General features: G+C 41.3%; 21 protein-coding genes. 17 read left to right on the forward strand and 4 right to left on the reverse strand.

Going from position 1 to position 22,449, the window contains the following annotated elements; genetic code table 11:
• The first annotated feature begins 1 nt into the window (after window position 1).
• From IFU39_RS21285 to IFU39_RS21295, 3 genes are read left to right on the forward strand one after another with little or no spacing between them, the layout of a single operon-like run.
• Window positions 2-484, forward strand: a complete 483-nt coding sequence (locus IFU39_RS21285) for a lasso peptide biosynthesis B2 protein (protein WP_091014637.1) — start codon at window positions 2-4, stop codon at window positions 482-484.
• Window positions 485-536: 52 nt separating this feature from the next.
• Window positions 537-1,670, forward strand: a complete 1,134-nt coding sequence (locus IFU39_RS21290; protein WP_244661066.1) for a nucleotidyltransferase domain-containing protein — start codon at window positions 537-539, stop codon at window positions 1,668-1,670.
• 20 nt (window positions 1,671-1,690) lie between these two features.
• Window positions 1,691-3,487 (forward strand): ABC transporter ATP-binding protein, encoded by a 1,797-nt coding sequence (locus IFU39_RS21295; RefSeq protein WP_223199905.1) that lies wholly within the window; start codon window positions 1,691-1,693, stop codon window positions 3,485-3,487.
• Window positions 3,488-3,660: 173 nt separating this feature from the next.
• Here IFU39_RS21295 and cysC read toward each other — a convergent pair whose 3' ends face one another.
• Complete coding sequence (gene cysC / locus IFU39_RS21300; protein ID WP_091014633.1) at window positions 3,661-4,299, reverse strand: adenylyl-sulfate kinase; 639 nt, start codon at window positions 4,297-4,299, stop codon at window positions 3,661-3,663.
• 207 nt (window positions 4,300-4,506) lie between these two features.
• On the opposite strand from cysC, the gene IFU39_RS21305 reads away from it, so the two are divergent.
• A complete protein-coding gene (locus IFU39_RS21305; RefSeq protein WP_091014632.1) occupies window positions 4,507-4,917 on the forward strand; it encodes a hypothetical protein in 411 nt (136 codons plus the stop codon).
• Between the two features lie 96 nt (window positions 4,918-5,013).
• Complete coding sequence (gene pdaA / locus IFU39_RS21310) at window positions 5,014-5,793, forward strand: delta-lactam-biosynthetic de-N-acetylase (protein WP_192134714.1); 780 nt, start codon at window positions 5,014-5,016, stop codon at window positions 5,791-5,793.
• Window positions 5,794-5,984: 191 nt separating this feature from the next.
• Here pdaA and IFU39_RS21315 read toward each other — a convergent pair whose 3' ends face one another.
• The gene (locus tag IFU39_RS21315; RefSeq protein ID WP_192134716.1) at window positions 5,985-6,833 is read right to left on the reverse strand and encodes a DegV family protein; all 849 of its coding nucleotides are present in this window, start codon (window positions 6,831-6,833) and stop codon (window positions 5,985-5,987) included.
• Window positions 6,834-6,938: 105 nt separating this feature from the next.
• Window positions 6,939-7,409 carry a hypothetical protein gene (locus tag IFU39_RS21320; RefSeq protein WP_091014627.1) on the reverse strand — a complete coding sequence of 157 codons (471 nt, stop codon included), beginning with the start codon at window positions 7,407-7,409 and terminating at the stop codon, window positions 6,939-6,941.
• Window positions 7,410-7,737: 328 nt separating this feature from the next.
• Here IFU39_RS21320 and IFU39_RS21325 point away from each other — a divergent pair, with 328 nt between their 5' ends.
• Complete coding sequence (locus IFU39_RS21325) at window positions 7,738-8,124, forward strand: DUF423 domain-containing protein (RefSeq protein ID WP_091014626.1); 387 nt, start codon at window positions 7,738-7,740, stop codon at window positions 8,122-8,124.
• Window positions 8,125-8,248: 124 nt separating this feature from the next.
• Here the strand turns inward: IFU39_RS21325 and IFU39_RS21330 are convergent, their stop codons facing one another.
• Window positions 8,249-8,821 (reverse strand): hypothetical protein, encoded by a 573-nt coding sequence (locus IFU39_RS21330; RefSeq protein ID WP_091014625.1) that lies wholly within the window; start codon window positions 8,819-8,821, stop codon window positions 8,249-8,251.
• 269 nt (window positions 8,822-9,090) lie between these two features.
• On the opposite strand from IFU39_RS21330, the gene IFU39_RS21335 reads away from it, so the two are divergent.
• The 11 genes from IFU39_RS21335 (at window position 9,091) to IFU39_RS21385 (ending at window position 22,099) form a co-directional block, all read left to right on the forward strand.
• Entirely contained in the window at window positions 9,091-11,811 is a 2,721-nt protein-coding gene (locus IFU39_RS21335) for an RNA dependent RNA polymerase (protein ID WP_192134718.1), read from the forward strand.
• Window positions 11,808-12,566, forward strand: coding sequence for a hypothetical protein (locus IFU39_RS21340; RefSeq protein ID WP_192134720.1), 759 nt, complete (start codon window positions 11,808-11,810; stop codon window positions 12,564-12,566). Before IFU39_RS21335 ends, IFU39_RS21340 begins: the two co-directional genes overlap by 4 nt.
• A gap of 146 nt (window positions 12,567-12,712) precedes the next feature.
• Window positions 12,713-13,474: a hypothetical protein gene (locus tag IFU39_RS21345; protein WP_192134722.1), complete on the forward strand. Its 762-nt coding sequence runs from the start codon at window positions 12,713-12,715 to the stop codon at window positions 13,472-13,474.
• A 20-nt stretch (window positions 13,475-13,494) separates the two neighbouring features.
• Window positions 13,495-14,037 (forward strand): hypothetical protein, encoded by a 543-nt coding sequence (locus IFU39_RS21350; RefSeq protein ID WP_192134724.1) that lies wholly within the window; start codon window positions 13,495-13,497, stop codon window positions 14,035-14,037.
• 64 nt (window positions 14,038-14,101) lie between these two features.
• A complete protein-coding gene (locus IFU39_RS21355; RefSeq protein ID WP_192134806.1) occupies window positions 14,102-14,722 on the forward strand; it encodes a hypothetical protein in 621 nt (206 codons plus the stop codon).
• A 33-nt stretch (window positions 14,723-14,755) separates the two neighbouring features.
• The gene (locus tag IFU39_RS21360; protein WP_192134726.1) at window positions 14,756-15,328 is read left to right on the forward strand and encodes a hypothetical protein; all 573 of its coding nucleotides are present in this window, start codon (window positions 14,756-14,758) and stop codon (window positions 15,326-15,328) included.
• Window positions 15,329-15,332: 4 nt separating this feature from the next.
• Window positions 15,333-16,019, forward strand: coding sequence for a hypothetical protein (locus IFU39_RS21365; protein WP_192134728.1), 687 nt, complete (start codon window positions 15,333-15,335; stop codon window positions 16,017-16,019).
• Between the two features lie 2 nt (window positions 16,020-16,021).
• On the forward strand, window positions 16,022-18,199 hold the full coding sequence (locus IFU39_RS21370; RefSeq protein WP_192134730.1) for a discoidin domain-containing protein: 2,178 nt from the start codon (window positions 16,022-16,024) through the stop codon (window positions 18,197-18,199).
• Window positions 18,200-18,264: 65 nt separating this feature from the next.
• The gene (locus IFU39_RS21375; protein WP_192134731.1) at window positions 18,265-19,575 is read left to right on the forward strand and encodes a laminin G domain-containing protein; all 1,311 of its coding nucleotides are present in this window, start codon (window positions 18,265-18,267) and stop codon (window positions 19,573-19,575) included.
• Between the two features lie 59 nt (window positions 19,576-19,634).
• Entirely contained in the window at window positions 19,635-20,801 is a 1,167-nt protein-coding gene (locus tag IFU39_RS21380; RefSeq protein ID WP_192134733.1) for a discoidin domain-containing protein, read from the forward strand.
• Between the two features lie 59 nt (window positions 20,802-20,860).
• A complete protein-coding gene (locus IFU39_RS21385; RefSeq protein WP_206759577.1) occupies window positions 20,861-22,099 on the forward strand; it encodes an SPRY domain-containing protein in 1,239 nt (412 codons plus the stop codon).
• Window positions 22,100-22,449 lie beyond the last annotated feature (350 nt).

Here is a 22,449-nt window from a genome sequence, read left to right on the forward strand (position 1 = left end):
CATGTTGCGAAAAATAAAGGCTTATCTCTCGCTCCCGCGGTCAATGCGTCGACTGGTATGGGAGGCCTATATCCTCCTTGGCTGGGCACGCATACAGAAGGCTATGCCATTTGCCAAAATCGCGCCAGGGCTGGGTACGCCTATGGTAGAAACACCGATGACAGGACTTGATCGCAGCGAGGTCATTACTATACGGAATATTTCCAAAGCGATTTCGCTCGCCAGCAAATATACGTTATGGGAAAGCCGCTGCCTTGTAATGGCGATTGCCGGGATGAAGATGCTTGAGCGACGCAAGATAGAGAGTACGTTATATATGGGGACTGCGCGGAATAAGCAAGGACATATGATGGCTCATGCCTGGCTGCGAAGTGGTAAATTGATCGTGACCGGAGCTGATACTATGGACCAATATACGGTTGTCGGTGTGTTTGGCAAACGGTGTCCGGAGAAGGGATCTGGGGAGATTGTCTATGATACATGAAAGTGAACTCTATTCATCAGGGTTTCCAAAGGAGCTTAAGCTGATTTTGAGCATGATTAGAGGTGATCTGACGGCTCTATCCCCTGAAGAACTCAAGGCGGGTTTGCAAGGAACCGATTGGCAGCTCTTTCTGCGGCTTGTCTATCATCACCGCTTATACTCTGTCCTTTATTTGAAAATGAAAGAATTGAACTCTGCAATCATTCCTGCAGATGTTATGGAGAGTCTGAGACAACAATATACGGTCAATACGTTCCGCATGTTACATCTGACAGCTGAAATGGAACAGGTTTGTGGAGCTTTTCGTGAACGCGGTATCCGCAATATTACACTAAAGGGACCAGCGCTCGCCCATGATCTCTATGGCGATGTATCCATGCGAACCTCCAAAGACCTGGATATCCTGATTCCGTTTGATGATGTGGAAGCAGCTGAAGGCATTCTGGCTACCCTCGGATACGTATCCAAGGAAGGGGAGCGGGCACCTACGGTGCGCAGCTGGAAATGGCGGGAACATCATATCTGTTACACCCATCCGGTCAAAAGGACTCAAGTGGAGATCCATTGGCGCCTGAACCCGGATTCGGGCAAAGAAACCGATTTTGAATTGCTGTGGAAACGCAGCCGGTTCAGTTCATACACACAGACACCTGTCCGTATGCTTGAACAAGAAGATCTATGGGCCTATCTCGTAACCCATGGTGCACGACACGGCTGGTTCAGACTGCGCTGGTTACTGGATATCGACCAGATGATCCGCAGCATGCCACTTGATGTGAAGAAATTAGAGAGACGTCTGAAAGCGGAGGGACGTTTATCGATCGGTTCGCAGGCTCTTCACTTAGCCTCAGATCTGTTGAATACGTCGCTGGATGTAGAGTACAGGTCCTTGATGTCCTTGAGTGACCGTACAGGCAAGCGATTAGCCAACGAAGGTGCAAAGTTCATGAACGACATGCTGGAAAGTCCGGCTGATATGAAGTCTTATCCATCGTATCTGTTTAAACTTCGAAGTACAAAACAGAAATGGTTTTTCTTTATTGAGCGTTTATATCCAAGTACATGGGATGTGGATCAATTGCCACTTCCACGTTCTTTGTTTTTTCTATACTTTCCGTTACGTCCGTTTCTCTGGTTCTGGCGGCGAATTAAAAGGTATACGGTGACGGAAAGGGGTAAAGTATGATCTCGGAATTAAGGTATTTCATGCGAAAGTTGCATCATGTCACGGGGCCCATTTTATATTGGAATCTGCTAGGGATGATCTGTATCAGTCTCATGGAAGGGATCGGTATCTACATGCTTGTTCCGATGCTGAGTCTGATTGGCATATTTGAGATGGGCTCCACAGGCTTAAACATTCCCTGGCTTGGCGAGGTGTTGAATCGTTTTTCTGATAATAGCCAATTGTTACTCGTATTGTTCACCTTTGTGTTGATTGTCTCCGGACAGGCCTGGATGCAACGTCTCCAGACGATCCGCAATACTCGAATCCAGCAGCAATTTGTACGAACGCTGCGCATGGAAACCTATGCTGCTATTATTATGGCGCAGTGGTCATTTTTTCTCCAAAAACGAAAATCCGATTTCAACCATATATTAACGACTGAACTTGCACGTGTGAGCCAGGGAACGAGCATTATGCTGCAAATGGCAGCCTCTCTGATCTTTACGGGTATTCAGATCGGTCTTGCTTTCTGGTTATCCGCCAAATTGACGGCACTTGTGCTGGTCTGTGGATTGTTATTATTTATCGTCTTACGAAAATTCGTCAAGCGGGCCAAGCAGATCGGAGACCAGACCTCTGAATTCTCACAAAGTTATTATAACGGCATTACCGAGCATTTTAACGGCATTAAAGATATTAAGAGCAATATGCTTGAGCGCTCACACATGAACTGGTTTGAGCGCATGTGCAGACAGATAGAACGCAATGTCATTCAATTTAGCCAATTAAACAGTGGGACACAGCTGATTCACCGGATGTCCGCGGCAATCATCATTGCGGCATTCATCTATCTTTCTCTCCGTGTAATGACGGTGCCACCCGCAAGTCTGCTGCTCATTATCCTTATCTTTTCCCGGTTATGGCCAAGGTTTACGGCGATTCAGTCCAATCTGGAGTACATCAGCTCCATGCTGCCTGCATTTCGGGTAGTCAGAGAACTGCAAGCGCAGACGGCGAAAAGTCGTGAGATTAGTGCAGAGATTGCTTCGGCAGGAGACGTTGGAACTGATGGGATTCAACCTATGGAACTGAAGGAATCTATCACCTGTGAGGATGTCTGCTATCGCTATGAGGGAAGTGATGCGTACTCATTGAGAAATGTGCACGCTTCGATTCCAGCAAGGGGTATGACCGCAATTGTGGGGAAATCCGGAGCAGGCAAGAGCACGCTGATAGATCTGATTATGGGCCTCGTAAGGCCTGAATCTGGTCGTATTCTGATTGACGGAGTGCCTCTGTCAGAAGAACGATTATTGAGCTGGCGAAGTTCCATCGGATATGTCTCCCAGGACCCATTCCTGTTTCATACGAGTATTCGTGAGAATCTGCGTCTTGTTGATCCAAATGCAAGTGAAGAACAGATGTGGCAGGCTTTGCAATTTTCCTCCTCTGCGGCATTTGTACGGAAGTTGCCTCAGGGTCTGGATACGATCATTGGTGATCGGGGTATTCGTCTATCCGGGGGTGAACGTCAGCGATTGGTGCTTGCCCGGGCTATGCTGCGTAATCCTTCTGTATTGGTACTGGATGAAGCAACGAGTGCGCTGGACAGTGAGAATGAACAGTACATTCATGAGGCGTTAGAACGGCTAAAAGGACATGTGACCATTATCGTGATTGCACACCGATTGTCCACGATACGGACGGCAGATCGTGTAATTGTGCTTGATGAAGGTCGGGTGATTCAAGAAGGCGGGTACCAGCAGTTATCTACAGATCCGGTAGGGACGTTCAGAAAGCTTCTTAATATGCAAGCGGGTGTCGTGGGGCAGTAAGTGAGTAAGTAAGTGAGTGGACATTAGAAGACGTTCAAACGCGATGGTAGAGCATGTGTATCTTCTTCTCTGTATTCATTTATTGATGGTATAACCAGCAATGGGTTCACGTAAAAGAGGCGCGCCACGATGGGCGCGCCTTTCATGTTGGTGGTTCGTATATTGACCAAGGATTAATGAACAACAGCTGTTTTCGTAGGAAGCGGCAGTTGAAGAGCACCGATCTGCTCCAAATGCTGTACGATCTCTTGCACGGCTTCCTCAATGGACCATTGCTCTGTATCGATAATAAATGAAGGAGATATTGGTACATCATAGGGGGCGGAAATGCCTGTGAAATGCGGGATATCACCATTGCGGGCTTTTTTGTATAGACCCTTGGGATCACGACGCTCACATTCTTGAATTGAACAGCGCACATAGATTTCAATGAAATCATCTGGTTCAAATAACTGTCTAACCATCTCCCGATCCTGTTCATGAGGAGAGATAAAAGCCGAAAGTACAAACAACCCGGCATCTACCATTAACTTCGATACTTCTCCAATTCGCCGCAAATTTTCTTGACGATCCCCTGTTGTAAAACCGAGATCACGGTTCAGTCCATGACGTACATTATCCCCGTCCAGAACATAACAGCGTACGCCTTGGTCGTAAAGATACTGCTCCAGGGCAAATGCAAGGGATGACTTTCCTGCACCTGATAACCCGGTGAACCAGATGGCACGACTACGGTGCCCATTATGTTTCTCCCGGTCCTGTCTGTTGATGCTGGATGATTGCCAGGTTATATTGCGCTCTTCCTTCGACATGAGTATCCCGCCTTTTCCCTACCATGATATGTATAATATTTTAACATATTTACAAGATTATAGCACCTTACAGATTTCTTCAAAATAAGCGTGAATCGACAAAATATCGGGTATAGATGTAGTACATACATAAGCATTATGCATATATCCAAGGAGTTTTTTGCATGAAATGATGTAAAATGCTCACATCGCAGGAGGAACAATGTCATGAACGAAAACATACAAAACATACAAGTTGGATTCAAATGCCCGGATTGCCATCAGGAGGTTCGAGTGGAATTTATAGATGAACAGGTCAGCACAGTTCGTTGTAAAGGTTGTGACAGAGCGTACACCCTTTTGAAGCCAACCATTGGTGATGAAATTCTTCTGGATTGGGAACAGGAGGCGTTATATCACAAGCTGAGAGCAGAACGATCTGAACTGGATAATCATAATATGTCTGCCTTGATTATCAAAGTTATCGAGTTGCTTACATGGCGTGATCGGGGAGATGGACAAACTCGTGCCATACAGACCGTGAGGGAATGGCTTGCCTCCAGTGGCAAACCCCAGACCTTGCTTGAATTGTTCTATCAATCTCCGCCACAACCTGAAAATAAACGTTTTGATCGTTAAGGATTTACATACATTAGCTGTTCCTGTGGCATATTACCTGAAGGTGTTCGTGTGTGCAAACGACTAACCGAATTTTCAGGAACAGGAGCGGATGGAATGAAGCGAATGGTTCTATATATACTGGTGACACTGTTATCCATCAGTATGGTGCCGGCACTGACTGAAGCATCACCGGTTACCGGAGCGTATCACTTTGGCTTCAAAAAAAGTCAAAACGGTCAACTGCCCTCCATTGATCAGGAAGGCTTTAAATCGATCTTACAACATAACGATGCCATTTTCCTGGGGGATACGAAGCAAAAGGAGTTGTATCTCACGTTTGATAACGGGTATGAGAATGGATTCACACCTGCCATACTGGATGTTTTGCGTACCAAAAAGGTGCCAGCGGCTTTCTTTGTGACAGGTCATTATCTGAAAGATCAGCCTGAGTTGGTCAAACGTATGGCGGCTGAAGGTCATATTGTCGGTAATCATTCATGGAGTCATCCGGATATGACCCGCATCTCCAATGAAAAGCTTAGAGAGGAACTTGAGAAGGTCAAGTCAGAGGTCAATCGGTTGACGGGTCAACAAGCGCCCTTTTTACGCCCACCGCGCGGGATTTTTAACAATCGTACGCTTGCAGAGAGTCATGCTCAGGGTTATGTGAATGTGTTCTGGTCTGTTGCTTATAAAGATTGGGATACCAATGTGCAGCGTGGCGCACAATATGCTCATCAACAGGTGTTGAAACAACTCCATCCGGGCGCTGTCATTTTGCTTCATTCGGTATCCAAAGATAACACGGAAGCTCTGGGTTCCATTATTGATGAGGCCCGCAAGCAAGGATATGCATTCAAAAGTCTGAATGATCTGCGGACCAAAAATTATTGATCTGTATCGTAATGAACAATGGACCAAACGTAAGTCATCAAAAAATTTAGCGAAATATTAAAGGGCATCCTGAGCGATTAAGCTCGGAATGCCCTTTTTAGTTATAACGGTATGCCAGTCCAAGTATGGATGTACCACATACAGATCCAGAAGAAAGGATTGGGTAATACGATACGATGTAACGTGTAATACTATAAAACAGTATTATAGATGATTCCAATTGTTTTCGGGCCGCAATGACTGCATACTACACAACCAGCAGTGGTTAGTTCAACTCGGGCACCGGTTTGTTCCTGCAAAGACTTCTGCAAGTCAAGCGCATCCTCTTCAGCCATGGTGTGCACAACAATCAGCAGGTCTGGATCGATCTGATCCTTATGGCTGAGCGTATTATTCAGCATTTGTTCCAGAGCTTTCTCCCGTTTGCCGCGCACTTTATAGGCAGGTGCCATCTTGCCATCCGTTACCCGGATGACAGGACGAATCTTGAGCAGGCTTCCAATCAGGTTCTGCATGCCCGAACAGCGTCCGCCTTTATGCAGATACTCCAGTGTATCGATGACAAACTCCGTGCGTACATTTGATTTCATTGCCTCAATCAGGTGTGTAATCTGATTCAGCGTCTGACCTTTTTCGGCTGCATACACAGCTTTCATCACCATAAGAGCAATTCCTGATGAAAGATTCTTTGAGTCAATGACCGAAATTCGACCTTCCGGGAACTCGGAACTCGCTAGTCGTGCATTTTGATAGGTAGAAGAAAGTTCAGAAGATAAGCTGATATATAAAATCTCATCCCCTTGATCTATGTAAGGTTGAAATGCCGTTATGAAGTCAGCGGGGGAAGGTGCAGCTGTTTTGGGGAGACGCCCATCTTGGCTAACACGTTCATATAGCTGTTCAGGTTTAATCTCAGCACCGTCTTTCAGTGATTCTTCACCGAACACGACATATAAAGGGATGATTCCGATATCGTGCTGCTGGATCCATTCTGGAGCCAGATCACTTGTGCTGTCCGCAAAAATTTTGATTCGTGACATGTCAATCTCCTTTAAAAACAATGATTTTGGCAAAAAATATAGATTATACTTATGTGTAAACCCATTCATTTTAATTATAAGGAAACATGACGCTGATGCAAAGCGTTACATCAGCGTCATGCCTACCAAGATAAGTCCAACGAATAACAGAATCATGATCCCATTTAATATGGTTCCGATAATGGCAAAAACTTTCTTTCGATTCTTGAGGACAAGACCAATAATTCCGACGATGCCTCCGGCCAAATTGAGAATCAGGCAGACCAGAATGGCTAATGAAGCCAGAACCACTGCTGGATGCAAGGCGATCTCTTCTGTCTGCAACGGGGTGAGAACTCCGATGGACTCGTTTACAGCCATTGTGGCAATAAAGAATATCAGAATATAACCCAAGATTGCAACCAATCCAATAACAAAGCTGGCGATCCCAGGTCCGGAATGTTTCAGTGGTATCATTGGTTGCCTCTCATGATCTGGCGGGTAGGCTTCATACCCATTGTTATTGTATGGATCTGCATGGCCAGGGTTCTGATCCGTGTTGTTATAACCTGAATTATAGGAATCACGATTATCCATAATGTTGACTTGCCTCCCTTAATCATCGTACTGAGTGTTATTAACCTAATCGATGAGTAATTACTAGCTTCATCCCATCTTCTCGGTACTAAAAACCAATCTTTTTGAAATTGCACTTAAAATACAACGATTACATACCTGTTTACTTTTCCATAAATATCGATAAAAATCAAGGATTTACGCTTGTTTCCTACAATTTATAGGGCAGGGATAGAATTGTTAAGTATAAACAGACATATGATCTTTGAAGCTCCACCCCGACTGGTAAAGGAGGAGGGGATTCGCTACAATAATAGGAGGAAGAGTTGAATTAAGGGAGAGAACTTATATGCAACGAAGATGGATGATGCTTGGAGCTGTAATGACCATGCTATCAGTGGCGATAGGTGCGTTTGGTGCTCACATGCTCAAGGATACGATTGGACCGGCGGCCATAGCTACATATGAGACAGGTGTGCAATATCATATGATTCATGCATTGGCTTTGCTCATTATTGGCTTGACCGCTGGTCAACTTGGAGGATCTACAAAACTGAAGTGGGCAGCACGTTTGTTGTTTATCGGAATTATCGTGTTCTCAGGCAGCTTGTATGTGCTTAGTATTTCTGGCATCAAGATTCTGGGTGCTATCACACCGATTGGTGGGGTAGCCTTCATAGCCGGATGGTTGTTATTGGCATTAGATGTATGGCAGCGAGGTAAGGATCGCTCCTGATCGGTCCAAACAAATCTCGGAGGGTTCAATCCTGCATGAACCATAGAACTAAAAAAGCAACTTGCGTTAGAATGTTCCGTCATTCTAACGCAAGTTGCTTTTTGTTTTAATCCGATGAAGTTAGTTACAGAAACTCATCGATTTCATTGGTTCGGAACGTATACACTTGTTTTTCATCGACATGGTAGATGCTCACAATACTGGTATCACGATCAAAATTCAGAATACGGCAAGGAATGCTCTGATGTTTACCGTTCTTGTTATTGACAACAATACGGGTGAGTTTATTCTCTTTAATGAGCGTGTCAATCCACGCGTCAAACGAGTTTCCATCGGAAACATTGGATGTTTGGGTGGCAGGCTTTTTCTCGCTAACCGGTTTTTCTTGTTGATTCTGTGTTTTGACTGGAGCAGGTGAGGCAGGTGTCTGAGCTGCAGTGGACGCCTTCTGTGCTGCGTTGGCTTTTTTGCGTTCGTTGTGAAGTGTGACGAAAGAGTCCTTCTTGGACTGGAGTGTCGCTTCAATAATTTTGCCTAGCTCTATGCCGGATTGAATCCGAAAGTCCGCAATTTGTTCTTCATTGTTTATGAACTCCAACAGGGACTGCAGTGCCAATGCATTTGAGCGGCTCTTAATAAGTATATCGACATTAAATAAAAAGCCGATGTCCTCTTGATTGGATAAGGTTTCTTTCATTCATCCCAGCCCCGTTAAAAAGTATGTCAGCTCAAAAAAACGCTTCAATTCACTATATCATTAAAAAGGAAATTATCATAGTGCTAGAGACGCAGAAATATGCCGATTCGAAATGAATCGAGTCCCGGAGTGTCCCTTGATTTCTCCCCAGAATAGAACAAATAATCTTCTTTTTTCATCCCCTGATCGTCCTGTTTGCCTGCGTCAGTCATGCGGGTCTACTCTATAATTTATTTAATCAGGACAGGAATCAACAGGGGGAATCGGGAATGGGCAATGCATATCAGGATCGATTGAGATACGTTTATAAAATTACATCTTCCAGAATTAGAAAAGCGGATTATAATCTGCATCTTACTTATCAAGAAGCGACAGTAAATGGAGAAGTGGCATCTATTGGAAACCATCAGGTATTTCGTTTTATCGATCGTATTCGAGGCTATAAGGAGAGGGAACAAGATCTGGCTAGAATCAAGCTGGAAATAGAGCGATTAAAAACCTTGAAAACCAATGCTGAACATAAAAGAGCAATGAAGAAATTGCATGAAGAACTGAAAAATCTGAAGTTTGCCGATGATTACTTGCTGTTGGTCATTGAAAATAATAAAGACTATGACCGGCTGAATTCATCGAAATCCTTCTCTGTTAACGGCAAAAAATATAAGCGGTTATTGGCTACGACAGGTGGAGCCAAAAGTTCGACAGTCATCTATGTGAGTGAGGATATTCATCCGCTGTTGGAGAAAAGATTGAATAACGGCAGAGATCCCAATAAAGAGCTGGTTCCTGCCAAACTGGAGGCATATAAGGCCCTGGCTTGCAGTACAAGCACGCCTGTGTCACATCCGGAACGGGTACTGGTTGTTCATGATTGTATAACTGAATTTGGCGCAGATATTATTCAGATTGATGATACCGAGACAGAATACCCTCGCATTGAGAGTAGGAAAAATGAGCCTATTCAGATGAATATGAGTGACGGATTTGGTCTTATCTCTCCTGCACTTAGTGAACGATGGGCAACCGAGCTGGGACATGCATATATCCCGGGTGGATTTTGTATTCGTAATAGCTTCTGTAAAGGGATGGTATTTACATTTGATTATCACGAATTTGCAGATCGAGTTGCAGGCAATTATATGGTGGACGATGCCTGGGGTAATCCTGTGGATATTCGTGAGGTAGACCTGATCATCACAACGTCCATGCTCAAACTATGGAGCTCATACAACAGTATCGATGATTACCTGTTATGTTGCGGTTATTATGGCTACACGTTCAGTGTAACGAAGGTTACACCCGAAGAACTGGAGGATGAGCGTCATTTAAATTACCAGTTTATTCAGTCACTCCAATTGGATGATAACGAGATTGGTGAACTTATTCGTCCCACGATAGACTCGATTAAAGATGTACTAGGTGAAGACTATCGCAAGGCACTGTTATTTCTCAAAGGAATTCACATCCATGAGAACGATTATAGAAATAGTCCAGATGATTATATTAAAGGGTTGATGGTAGACCGACGACTTATAGATGATCCTTTTGTGCGAAGCAAAATTCATACCTTAATACGTAAACGAATGAATGAAGCCAAGATCGGAGTTCTAAGAGTGAAAGGCAATTTCAGCATTATAGCTGGCGATCCCTATACATTGTGTCAGAGCATATTTGGTTTGCCTTTAACAGGATTGCTGAGTTCAGGTGAGTTCTACTCCAAATATTGGAACGGACGCCATGTGGACCGTGTAGCTTGCTTCAGAGCTCCGATGACTTGTCATAACAATATCAAGGTGCTTCGTTTTCAAAATACAGATGAGATGCAGCATTGGTATCGTTATATGAACACGGTCACGATCTTAAATTCATGGGATACGACGACGCATTCCTTAAATGGTGCAGATATGGATAGTGATCAGGTCTTAACTACAGACAATCACACAATTCTTGGGGCTATTCAGGAGCTTGATGCGATTGTATGTGTACAGAAAACCTCAGCCCAAAAAATTCCGGATGAAAAGGATCTAATTCAGGCCAACAAAGACAGCTTTGGTGATCTGATCGGTTTTACAACGAACAAAATTACGTCGATGTTCGATATTTTAGCCAATTATGAGGAGCAAAGTGCAGAATATCAGGAAATGATGTACCGAATTCAATGTGGTCAGCATTATCAACAAAATGCCATTGATCAGGCCAAAGGTATTGAATGCAAAAAAATGCCGAAGCACTGGTATGATATTCGCGCTGCGGTAACGGACGAGTCTGCCTTGAAAATGGTAGCACACAAGAAGCCTTATTTTTTCATATACAATGACCCGGAACAGAAAAAAGAATATACCACCTATATAGAAAAAACGAGTCAGAAGTGCTTGCAGTTATTTGGCATGACTGTGGATGAGTTGTATTCGAGGAAGGAGCTATCTCCGGAGCAGGAACAGTTCCTGGCACAGTATGAACAGAGAATGCCTGTATCCACAGCACCTTCTGTGATGAACCGGTTATGCCATCAAGTGGAAGATGAGTTCAACAAGTTAAAGTTAAATCAGAATGAAAGTCCGTTTGATCATACGATATTGATGAGTACCAAGAAATATTCCCAGGCTCGTTACAAAGAGATTCAACGATTATATCAGATCCATAACGAAGAATTACGTAGTTATATGACTAACTTGCGCAAGAGTAAGGTGAAAAAGGAAGAAAGATCTGCCCGATGGCAGTTGTTTGTTTCACGCTTTAAGGAGCAGGCGCTGGAGATCTGTAATAACGAAGAAGATCTGTGCAATATGATTGTGGACATGTGTTATCGAAATGTCGAGAAATCGAAGCAATTTGTATGGGATGTGTCGGGAGATCAGATTATTCGCAATCTGTTGCATAGCAATGAACACATCGTCCATTATCCGGTTAGAGACCCGGACGGCGATATTGAGTATGCCGGAAGAACCTTTAAAATGACCCAAATGCATGTGAAGGAGCAGCGCCCTTGAAAATCATTCTAAATGAACGTCATCATGCCGAGCAAGCAATTGCACATGGGAAAATGGATAAGAAGCCAACCAAAACGTTGATTTGTTTAGCTAAATACGGGCTTGAACAGGGGAAGAACGCTGAAGATGCATATGCGTTGTTAAATCAGTTTATGACCAAGTATTATCCAGACTACAATGCTGTCCAGTGGGATACATTTCTCAATCGGATCATTAAGCAGTCGCAGAAGTATATCAAGATAAGGGAGGAGACAAGCAAGAGCACGCTAATCGAGATTGATCATGTACCTGTAACACTCGAAGAACTTCAAAAGATCAAACAACTTAAAAGTAAACGACTCGAGAAATTGGCCTTTGTTTTACTGGTCTACAGCAAGATTAATAATCGAATCAATGAAAATGATACGTACTGGATTAATAATGAATGGAAAGAAATCTACGGTGATAGTCAAATGGCCGTAAGCAAAAAAGATCAGGGGTTATTGGTACACAAACTTATTCAGTTAGGGTACCTCAAAGAAAGTCAACGCGTCGATTCAACTAACGTACAGGTTTTGTTCGCTGCGGAGCATGGTGAGGTTGCCTTCCAGTTAGTTCGCTTCGATGACTTTGTGTTGGAGTACTCTCGCTGGAAAGGAGAAAATATCAAAAATTGTACCGTATGCGGAAAACGGATGCTGGCAAAATCGAACCGAATGAAATACTGCAAGGAATGCAAGAAAGCCGGTAATTATCCCATTAGAAAACTTCTTTAAAGCTAGACACAGCAATGCTTTGCATGGTTGTTCAAGAATTTCTTTAATGATAAGCCAGAGACAGGTTTCCTAGTTATGGGGGAGGTATCAACTTGGAAACAGTCTTATGAAGAAAATATGCTACATAACGCTTAGGTAGGTGAATTATGTCAAATGGGATAACTTTAGCACATGTAGAGTCATTAATTAGAGAAGCGGTGAAACATAGCAGTCCGGGACAGCCTGGGGACACTGGCGAAACTGAACTCGCCATCAAGCGTGCACTGGAGGCAGCTAGCGAAGCCTTGCAAGCTGCCGGAAAAGCAAAAGAGGCTTATCAAACGACTCGACTTGTGTACCAGAGTCCAGTTGCTGATTTTGAGGAGTTAAGTGTGCAGTACCCTTCTCCTGAAATAGGCTGGACGGTACAAACGTATAAGGATGGCAAGAGATATCGATATGACGGTAAGGCATGGGTAGAGATTGATGTATTTGGTCAAAACCTTCAGGTGGTTAATTCCGATGTGGATGGGCTCATGAGTACAGCTGAACACTTGAAATTAAATGAGATTCCATTGGAAGTACAGGATCGTGTTATGGTCTTTTGCAAAGAATCACGGGTTTACCCGGAAGTACTGGGGATTTTAGCCCCTTTTCCATTCGATGGCGAGATTTTACATGTAAAGGGCTACTGTGGAGTTTCTGGAGATACTGCAACTGAAATAAGAATTGAACGATCCAAGGATCTCATTCACTGGCAGGATGTGATGGGGAGTTCACTGAAGTTTGAAGTGCATCAACATCAAGATGACGGTGAGGCTACATTTGGGTTGAAAAAAGTGGAGGCGGGAGATATCTTCAGAATCAACATCATCGAAGCAGGTTCAAACATTCAACATCTTACGATTCAATTAACGATCAGAACATAAATAAAAGGAGATGGAATATAATGACACAACCGATTATTACATGGATGGACGCAACACACAGCAAGGAGATTGTAGCACCGTTTGATTATGGTGTTATTGATGCAGATACCAAAAGTGAAATTCGTATTTTTAATGTGTGGAACAATAAGAATGGTGCTTCGGACGTATCTAAAATGGAAGATTGCACGATTACAACGCGAGATATGACTGGTGGTACTGGAGACACGGAGGCTCATGATGTAGAAGTGGTGAAGAATAACTGGTTCCACGTTCAGGTTGATTCCTTGGGAGAGACAGATTTGGAAGAAGAAAGTTCTCGTATCGGCAGGGATTTTTCCAAACCCATTGGAACAACAGGCAAGACAACCAAAGATTATACAGGAACCGCTTATGCAACACCATTTGCACCGGGACCGAAAGAAATCCTGGGCGTGAGTAACAATGGAAATCCTCAAGATGCGGCTGGTAACTATGTGACCCTTTCCATTCAATGTGTAGTACCGCTGAATGCAAAAAGTGGCAAGCAACAGTTCAAAAAACGTATCTCCTATCGTTACGTGTAAAAAAGAAATAATTATGTGGACAGGCTATTGCAGCCTGTCCTTTTTATTAAAAGGGGGAAATGCTGTGATTCTAGGTAATACACAATTTACACGCTCACCTGTATCTCAAGCTTATGTATGGATTGCTGATTACTATGATGGTACTTATTTAAGCGAATTCGATTTGCAGACACAACAATCAAACAGTTTTTATAAAATTAACAAGGAAAAGATGGTCTCTTTCGGATTGATCGGGCAAGGATCTCACGTGTATCACAACGTTGCCAACGGTGTATTTCATATTAATGCGGATAGGTACTCTATATCATACGTATGTGACGATCAAGAATACCCGCTAACAGGTAGGACCTTTCTATATAGTGACATTATTCAGTTCAAGAATGTTTCTTCAGATGTGAACATGAGTGGCCACTCAGGTCCTGGGGGCTCAGGGGCTTTCAATAATACAATTGAATGTTTTAATTTCGGATACAAAAAAACAATGAATTTGAATGATGTGCAGATTAACTTTCAGTGTGTGTGTTCACTGCCTTTGAAAGAAACGGCCTTTCTCCAAATTAAAATTACCTCAGATCAGGACCTGCCTGGGCAATTGGTTATTCGTAAAAATGGCTTTGTCATAGATCAAATCATAGCTCCTCTGAAGGCAAATCATGCAGGAATCATAAACTGGGACATTCGTTGAGTTGGATTTTGAGATGAGATAGGTGGTGAAAGTATGGCGATTCAAGAAATTGCATTAGATATAGATCTATCTGTAGGTATTTTTCAAGATACGATATTCGAGGATCAGAAATTGAAATTAAGAGAGTTGAGTCAGGATGCGGACGGGAATTCAATCTATCCAGCTAATGGATCTTGGGAGTCCACCGCGATTCGAATTCAGGACAAAATCGCTTCATTTAAAGGTGTGGCTGCAAGTGTAGACGCATTGGGAGGAGCATCATTCAAAATCTACTGGAGTACATCTGAGGATGGCTTTGAGTGGGGGGCGTATGAGGAAATTTTAGCAGATGTGACTGCCCCTAAACCTCCTGCAAAGTATGCGAAGGTGAAAATTGAGATTGTTACTGAGAAAGAATATTCGAATTTCTACATAGACGATTTTAATCAGAAGGGGAAATACAGTAATCCCTTTATTGAAAGTGAATCGGGTTCACTGGGTTTAAAGAAAATATATCAATTGAACATGGAACGAGCCTTGGATACTCCAACAGGGATGGTGCTAAGTCAGAAGGTTGAAAAAGTGAAATTCAAGAAATTAGATAGGATTAGAGTGAGTAAGGGGTGATTTTATGGCAGTTCCAGCGACTACAGGGCAGTTAAGAGAAAAACTTTCTGAGATGGAGATCGGAGATTATATTGTCTGGAAGTACGACAATACAATAAGTGGATACATTTTCGGAGGAAGTACGGCGGGTTATACAGAAATTCCGCTAACAGGAAATCCATTAGCCAGTATGCCTCTGAAATATTTCTGGTATGCCATCAAAGTGGATAAAAGTTTGTTAATAGCAGATAGAATTGTAAGTAACTCGATAACGTGGGATTGGTTAAATTCCAATAAGTTCGTCGAAGGTTCGCCACGCATTATAAGTGAAACATCAGGTGTTGTGCGTTGCCCAAGTGGGGGTGTTGCATATGCCGATTCTAGTGGAAATAAAGTTTTAACTACAACTAATACAGGGTATGGAGCTTGGCCTACGATAAATGAGTGGGATACATATGTTGTTAAATTCCCAATGAATAAGATTCTTTCTGGAAAATCATTGAATGATGTATGGAACTTTAAGTGCATGACATGGTGTGAAGAAACGACAATATCTCTATCTGGAACAGTACCCGGAGGCTGGACAACGGGTGGCAGAACAGTGCGTTCTGAAAATACAACAAACAGCAAAGATAGATTTTGGAGTACAGCTTCCAATTACTCCAATGTAGCAGTGGGCTTTCGTCCGGTATTTGAATATAAGGAGGTGTAATGATGGCAGCTGTAGGAGATCAAATAAAAGAACCGGAGGCAGGATGGAGGCGCTATGATGATACACATTCAGGATTTAAGTATACAGGAAGTTGGTACAAAGTAACTGGAGATAAGTATTTTAATGGCAGTGTGAATGTAACAACCAAAGCCGCAGATAACAACTATGTTTCATTTAGTTTTTATGGAACGAAGATTAGGATTATATCTGACATTGCACAAGATAGGCATTCTGATAATACGATTACTGTAGATAGTGTAACTGAATCATTTAATACATACAAATCGGGAACTGCTGTATTAAATGCAATCGTCTATGAAAAAACGAACTTAACCCTTGGATTTCACACAGTTACAATTACAGTAGGGCATAATCGTACTAACTTCATCATGGATGCTATAGATATTAATGAGTCAGGCTATCTGAGCGGATACGCTCTAACTTCTCCAGAAACAGGTTGGAAGAGGTATGATGATAATATATCCTCAATTAAATATGTTGGAAGTTTCATTAACGGTGTTGGTGCTGGTGCATACAATGGATACTCTAATTACACTTCAACAATAGGTGACAAAATTGTTTTTGACTTTGAAGGAACTAAACTTAGAATAATTGTAGCAAGATATACCAATCGAAGTGATTTAGTCGAAGTTTATGTGGATGGCGAGTTGCATGGGACGCATTCACAATTAGGGTCAGAGCTTGCACAGACGCTTCAGGTTGAAATTGTTGGATTAACCCAAGCAAGACATCGAGTGGAAATTGTCAACAAGGCCAGCGAATCAGCGACAAATGCAAAGACAACCTTTATGGCGCTTGATGCCATAGATATTAATTCTGATGGTAGATTATTTCACCCTGATGAAGTCACAAGCATAATTGGGCTTGAAGTTGGGAAGCGTATCAGATGTCATTTCCAAGCTTCTACTTCTGGTGTGTTGGGTACATTTAGTGGCTTAGGGAAGGAAAATTCCTCGTTTATACCCACATCAGGTTCTATCTCTACTCCAAATGGAGACTTTTATTTTATAGTAGTTGAAAATTGGAATGGAGATTTAAGATTAATCGCAGATAGAAATGTACAGAATCTAATCAGTTGGGATGCTCTTAATAAGGATGGTATGGTATATGGTGTAGATACTATCTTTGAAAGAGAGTTAACTCCAACAGAGCTACAGGGGACTCCCTTTGCAAGTACTTCACTTGATGCATCAAGAACACCGGACAAAGCATTTGATGGAATAGTTTCAAGTAGTTCAATCTATTGGTATAGTGATGCTGTGGCAAGTGTTCAATGGATAGGATATGATTTTGGAGCAGGGAAGGAAAGGGTTATAAGTAGAATTGGATTATATGGATTTAGTCACACATATAACTACTCTCCTAAAAATTTCATCATTCAAGGAAGCAACGATAACGCTAATTGGATAGACTTCAGAACAGTAATTGATTCAGGTGTTTCGGCAGGAGTAAGCAGTACTTTCGATTTTAATAACGATAATGCGTTTCGTTATTATAGGATCTATGTAACAGAATCCTATAGAACTGCAACTGTAGGTGTTGTTAATACAGGTCTTGCAGAGTTTAAATTTTGGGAGTCAGACCCAATCATCACCACTAAGCCGTTATCAATTAGACTTTTAACTGGTGGCATATCTCCTACAGACAAAGATAACGAGTGGGATAAGTATATTGTGGGTTCTACGTTGGATGGTAAGATAACAGCAGGAGAAAACAGTCTATGGAATTGGCATGGCATGGCATCGTGGACTTCTACAACTAATATTGCTGGCTCAACTCATAGAACTGGACGAGGTGGTATTAGTGTGGGGTCGAGTGGATATAATCCAACTTCTTATACGACATTAGCTACTGCTACTGGTTTTAGACCAATGATAATGTTACCAAATCTGCTTATGATAAAGCACTTTTTAAATAGTGATGGATCGTATAAGAAGTACGAAGTAGACAATGCAACGTGGAAGACAATATCCGCAACTTTGCCTTCGGAAGAAACTTTTATTAATGATGGAATGGATGATTTATCGGTATTAGATAGGAAAGACGAAAATATCGTTCAAACCATGACTGCTAATGGATCACTTGGATCAGGTAAGTTGTTCAAGGCAAGTATTGATTTGAACAAGTACTTTGAAATAACAAAAATAATTGTGAAGTAGGGCTTGAATGTTCTACTTCTTTTTGTTTGTAAAATAATGATTTTAATTAGAAAGGAGATGGGTTAATGGCTGGAAAATCAAAGCCCAACATATTAAATCTAGGACAAGAAGCTTCATATCAAGTACTTTCACTGGTGGGGTCTCAAGGTTCAGGTGGAACAGTGCAGTTGCCCGGTTTGTTTGATGGAAATAATCCAAATGAATGGAACACTCTGAAAGTAATGTATTGGCAGACTGCGGATAACTTCATTGAGATAAATATATCAACTCCAAAAGTGAATATTTGGAGATCAGGAACCACTAGCTGGAAGCAATACATAGGCTCATTAAAAATTAAGTATTGGAATGGATCGTCATATGTAGATGTAACAAATAATTATCTTCAAACAGTGACTCAGATTGCTGAAACACAGTGGGAGAAAACTATATTGGATCTTCCATCGGGACGATATAGATTTGAATATGGAACTGCATTTAGATTGGATTCCGAATGGTTCATTGAAACTGCAATTTCAAGTAGAATCTTACTTTCATCAGGTGATAAATATTATTCGATTACTGAAAATCAAGGCGCGCACTTCGGAACTGATTCTAATATATTGATAAGCCCTGCAAGCAAATACATGAGAAACAATCATGGAACCGCCATAATGTTTCGCATTAAAACTATGGAATCAACTGGTCAACTATTCAGAAGTCGGAATGATACAGGAGTAATTTACACTATACAACTTAATCAAGGAGGATTTTATGTATCACTGGCAGGAGCCAGCAATGGGACATTGCAATCAGCTAAAACTGTAAATGATGGATTATGGCACGATGTCGTGGTTTATTTTCAAACAACTAGAAATAGTTCTGGAAACACAATGCATATTTATATCGATGATCTCACAAACCCTGACGCTACTCGGACTAGTATGGGACAAGCCAGTCAAATTGCTGACAGCGGAACAATGCATATTGGCAGTGGTTCAGGCAACACAAATCTAAAAGATATCATTTTTGTTAGCGGATATGACTCTGGAACTGGGGAGCAATATCAATTGGAGAGATACGACAATATCACAAGGAAAATGAGCGCGTTCTATCGATTTGAACAAAAACTAGAAAATAATGTTGTTATAAATACTATAGGAAGCGAAGACTATGGCATAGCAACCAATGTTACCATTGAAGTTCCTATAGTAAAAATGTTAGACGATGTAAACGAGAGCGCCATTATGAAGTATGGCATAGATGGTGGAATTGAACTAACATCGTTTGAAGAAATGCACGATATCTCCACTAATACAAAGTCAGTAGGATCAGGCAAAACCTTTGAACACACAATTGATATGTCAAAGCGCCGAGTGGACAGTGTTTCGCTTGGTTAAATTTACGAGGAGCACATCTATACGGTATGTTCTATTTGTTTTTGAAAGGAGATGATTTAATGGCTATTCCGAAGTTGTATGGAGAAAACATTATCCCTATTATGACAAGTAATTCAACATTAGGTTACACGTCGAGTGCGAGTAGTTACTTCGGATCAGGAAATGACCCATTTGTGGCGTTTAACGAGTCTAATAGTGAATGGGCAACACGCGGAGTTACAGGTTGGATTGCGATTATGTTACGACAATCTAAGAAGGTAGAAAAATATTCACTGTTAGCGACAACTGGTTCCACTATAACTGCTGCACCTAAGAATTGGACTTTTGAAGGTTCCAATGATGGAACTAATTGGACTGTACTGGATAAGCAAAATAATCAAATTTTCGCTAAAAGTGAGAAAAAGAATTATGAGATAGAAAATCAGATTAGCTATACCAGATACAGATTAAATATTACAGCAAACAGCGGGTACTCTAGTTTCACTCTTGTTGGTCGTCTGGAATTGTATGAAAGAGCATTTTACAACAAATTCTTGATTTCATTAGAAGATAATCATTATTCAGTTTCACCCTTAAAGCATAGCGACAGCACTGTAATTTCAAAGATGACATCCAATACAGCTCCTTCGGGTGTGGCAAGTGCAAGTAGCACGAACAGCCCATCATTTCCTTATAGGGCATTTGACGGAGATGCTAGTGGAACGTGGTATGCTACAGCATCATTTCCAATAACTTTACAGTATGAGTTTGCTCAGCCGAGACTTATTGGGAAATACTCATTGATTGGATACACAACCGAAAACAATTCTAAAACGTGGAAATTTGAGGGTTCAAATGATGGGGTTCATTGGATAACTTTGGACGAACAAATAAATCAGATTAATTGGACACTTGGAGAGGTCAGAAGCTTTTCATTTAAAAATACAACCAGTTTTAAAATTTATAGAATTAATATATCTAGCAATAATGGTGGTAGTATAATACAGGTTGCAGAATTGTTAATGTATGAAATATTGGAATTTCCCAAAATGAAGTTTTTAGATACTATGTCAGAATTAAACTTCTTGAATTATGGGCGCAACACTAAAGATGAAATAGATATGCATTTTGAATTAGAGATACGTTCATTTCAAAATAGCAACAATAGTATATTAGGGTCAGGAAAAATATTTAAACACAACATGGACAGGTCTAAGCATCAAGTACACAAGATTATATTAGGCTAGATTTTATGAGTACATCTATATGGGGTGTTCAATTTATTTTGAAAGGAGATGCTCCAATTATGGAAATAATCTCAGTTACATTAAACCCGAACGATATGGGTTCTGGATTCACGTTATCTAATGGTAACCTCACCATAGTCACCTCAACTGATTATCGTGCTATTCGTGCTACACACGGTAAGTCAAATGGTAAATGGTATTGGGAGGTTAAATATGATGCTGGAGTAAAAAACGTTCATATTGGAGTATCCAACAAATCATTCTCTTTAACAGGGAATATTGTTGCAGATAGCTCAATGTGGAGAACTTATTATGGGAATAGCGGCAACAAGTATCCAGAAAATTCAGCATATAGTACAGTATGGGATGTTGGGAATGTTGTGGGTGTTGCACTTGATCTTAACAAAGGAACATTAGAGTTTTTTAAGAATGGTGTTAGTATCGGCGTTAGTCACACTAATGTAAAGGAATTAGGAGAAGTTTATCCCACTTTGGGATCATTTAGTTCAAATAGTAAAACTGTAACAATCAATTTTGGTGCGAGTCCTTTTGCATATAGCGTTCCTAGTGGATATAAAGCTTACAATTTGGTGTACTCTTATAAGTTCTTGATTTCGTCAGAGGGCCAGCACTACAGCATTACAAATAAATACAAAGATAATGCTATTCCTGCCATGACATCTAGTACTAGTCCAAACGGTATTGCTGATGCAAGTTCGTTTTATACAACATTTTACCCATGGAAAGCATTTGATAGAATTGTTGATCCAAATGGATGGGTTGCTAATATCAATGTTCTAACTGGATGGTTAAGTTATGAATTTGATTCAGCTAAAACAATCTGCGCCTATTCAATTCAAGCAGGAACCACTCCTGTAAACAGACCTCCAAAAACTTGGACATTTGAGGGTTGGAATGGATCAGAATGGACTGTATTAGACTCAAGAATGAATGAACCAAACTTTGCGGGAGAGGAATATCGTCTCTACGAGTTTACAAATAAAGTTGCTTATAAAAAATACAGGATCAATGTAACTGCCAATCAAGGCGCGGGAGACTTCTTGGCGATTGGTGATTTAGGTATGTATGAACTTGATAAATACATATCTTCCGTAGACAATTTGGAAGCGAGTTTCCTTAAACATGGACTGGATAAAGGAATGATTATTGACCTAGAAGATGAATTCAGCGAAAGAAGGTCGTTGGTTAAAGATAGTGAAAAAATTGGTCCAGGGAAAGTCTTCAAACAAAAAATCAACACAACTGAAATCCCAATCAAGAAAGCATCAATTACATGAGCTAATAAAATGAACTATATATTTAGAATATAGAAGGGGGATGAGATAATGGCAACTTTAGGTCAAGCACTACCGCTTCCAGAAGAGGGTTGGAAAAGGTACGATGATACGAGCGATATTTTCAAGTACTCTAGTGGATTCGTTTTCTCTCCAAACGCTGTATATTACAACGGAACTTCTAGGCTTTCATCGTCAATAAATTCAACCGTAGAGTTCCAATTTGAAGGTACTAAGATTAGAATAATTGGTAACAGTCATAATATGGGATCATCTAATATCTCTATTATGATTGATGGAGTTACTGAAATTTACAGCCAATATAACCAAAAATCGGTCCTCCAGCAAGTATT

Source organism: Paenibacillus sp. CFBP 13594 (assembly GCF_014842675.1).
Taxonomy (GTDB): domain Bacteria; phylum Bacillota; class Bacilli; order Paenibacillales; family Paenibacillaceae; genus Paenibacillus; species Paenibacillus amylolyticus_B.

Bases quoted from the DNA above. Each gene is read 5' to 3' on its own strand.
- IFU39_RS21335 (WP_192134718.1), top strand. From the start codon at position 9,091: ATGGGCAATGCATATCAGGATCGATTGAGATACGTTTATAAAATTACA.
- IFU39_RS21285 (WP_091014637.1), top strand. From the start codon at position 2: ATGTTGCGAAAAATAAAGGCTTATCTCTCGCTCCCGCGGTCAATGCGT.
- IFU39_RS21325 (WP_091014626.1), top strand. From the start codon at position 7,738: ATGCAACGAAGATGGATGATGCTTGGAGCTGTAATGACCATGCTATCA.
- IFU39_RS21315 (WP_192134716.1), bottom strand. From the start codon at position 6,833: ATGTCACGAATCAAAATTTTTGCGGACAGCACAAGTGATCTGGCTCCA.
- IFU39_RS21305 (WP_091014632.1), top strand. From the start codon at position 4,507: ATGAACGAAAACATACAAAACATACAAGTTGGATTCAAATGCCCGGAT.
- cysC (WP_091014633.1), bottom strand. From the start codon at position 4,299: ATGTCGAAGGAAGAGCGCAATATAACCTGGCAATCATCCAGCATCAAC.
- IFU39_RS21320 (WP_091014627.1), bottom strand. From the start codon at position 7,409: ATGGATAATCGTGATTCCTATAATTCAGGTTATAACAACACGGATCAG.
- pdaA (WP_192134714.1), top strand. From the start codon at position 5,014: ATGAAGCGAATGGTTCTATATATACTGGTGACACTGTTATCCATCAGT.
- IFU39_RS21295 (WP_223199905.1), top strand. From the start codon at position 1,691: ATGCGAAAGTTGCATCATGTCACGGGGCCCATTTTATATTGGAATCTG.
- IFU39_RS21370 (WP_192134730.1), top strand. From the start codon at position 16,022: ATGGCAGCTGTAGGAGATCAAATAAAAGAACCGGAGGCAGGATGGAGG.
- IFU39_RS21375 (WP_192134731.1), top strand. From the start codon at position 18,265: ATGGCTGGAAAATCAAAGCCCAACATATTAAATCTAGGACAAGAAGCT.
- IFU39_RS21290 (WP_244661066.1), top strand. From the start codon at position 537: ATGATTAGAGGTGATCTGACGGCTCTATCCCCTGAAGAACTCAAGGCG.
- IFU39_RS21350 (WP_192134724.1), top strand. From the start codon at position 13,495: ATGACACAACCGATTATTACATGGATGGACGCAACACACAGCAAGGAG.
- IFU39_RS21345 (WP_192134722.1), top strand. From the start codon at position 12,713: ATGTCAAATGGGATAACTTTAGCACATGTAGAGTCATTAATTAGAGAA.
- IFU39_RS21330 (WP_091014625.1), bottom strand. From the start codon at position 8,821: ATGAAAGAAACCTTATCCAATCAAGAGGACATCGGCTTTTTATTTAAT.
- IFU39_RS21365 (WP_192134728.1), top strand. From the start codon at position 15,333: ATGGCAGTTCCAGCGACTACAGGGCAGTTAAGAGAAAAACTTTCTGAG.
- IFU39_RS21385 (WP_206759577.1), top strand. From the start codon at position 20,861: ATGGAAATAATCTCAGTTACATTAAACCCGAACGATATGGGTTCTGGA.
- IFU39_RS21380 (WP_192134733.1), top strand. From the start codon at position 19,635: ATGGCTATTCCGAAGTTGTATGGAGAAAACATTATCCCTATTATGACA.
- IFU39_RS21360 (WP_192134726.1), top strand. From the start codon at position 14,756: ATGGCGATTCAAGAAATTGCATTAGATATAGATCTATCTGTAGGTATT.